General features: G+C 45.2%; 1 protein-coding gene and 1 pseudogene. Both read left to right on the top strand.

Features of this window, described 5'->3' with window-relative positions:
• Position 1: 1 nt before the first annotated feature.
• Positions 2-604 carry a 2OG-Fe dioxygenase family protein gene (locus R7R24_RS26205; protein ID WP_318120046.1) on the top strand — a complete coding sequence of 201 codons (603 nt, stop codon included), beginning with the start codon at positions 2-4 and terminating at the stop codon, positions 602-604.
• Positions 588-785 (top strand): annotated as a pseudogene (locus R7R24_RS26200) (cysteine desulfurase-like protein); the annotation flags it as partial. The gene R7R24_RS26205 and the pseudogene R7R24_RS26200, both read left to right, overlap by 17 nt.

The following is a 785-nucleotide window of genomic DNA, read 5'->3' as shown; positions in this document are numbered from 1 at the left end:
AATTGAGCAACTTTCGCCTTCATTTGAAGCGTTACCTCATACTGAGCACGCTGATGGGCAATATCGATTACGACGCTACTCAGTCGTGAGTTTTGAAGATGGACAAGTGATAGATTTGAACAAGAACAGCTTTGTACAGTCTTCAGATATCAACCGATTTCAGGGTGATGTCATTCGTCAATTTGAACCTATCGAGAAAGACATTTTAGCAAGTGACGGCTTTCGCGAAATGTGCGCGCTATTCGTGAGCGCAAACCACCTTCCAAATGGTCAAGAAATCGAAATTCACCAGATTCGAATCACTGCATTAGATAGCGAAACGCAGGTCGCGCCAGAAGGTGTGCACCAAGACGGTTTTGATCATATCGCGATGGTTGGTGTTGGTCGTCACAACATCATTGGTGGTGACATCATGCTATACAGTAGCCATAACCAAGCCCCATTTTTCCGCAAAGTATTAGAAAACGGGGAAGTGGCGATGTTGGCTGACAGCAAACTTTGGCACAACGCCTGTCCAATTCGTTCTGTGATTGATGACCAAGCAGGCCACATGGATGTCTTTGTATTAACCGCTACGGACAAACGTAATGAACTTCAATCTTAATCAAATCAGAGAACAGTTTCCCGCGCTGGCTCAGTATCATAATGACAAACCAGTTACGTTTTTTGATGGGCCTGGCGGCTCGCAAGTTCCTCAATCTGTGCTTGATTCAATGGTCGGTTACCTTGGGCGTTTTAATTCCAACTTGGGTGGGCATTACTTCTCTAGCCAAGCTACAGTCGAT

The sequence above is a fragment of the Vibrio sp. 704 genome, assembly GCF_033339295.1.
This window is presented reverse-complemented; position numbering and strand designations above follow the sequence as displayed.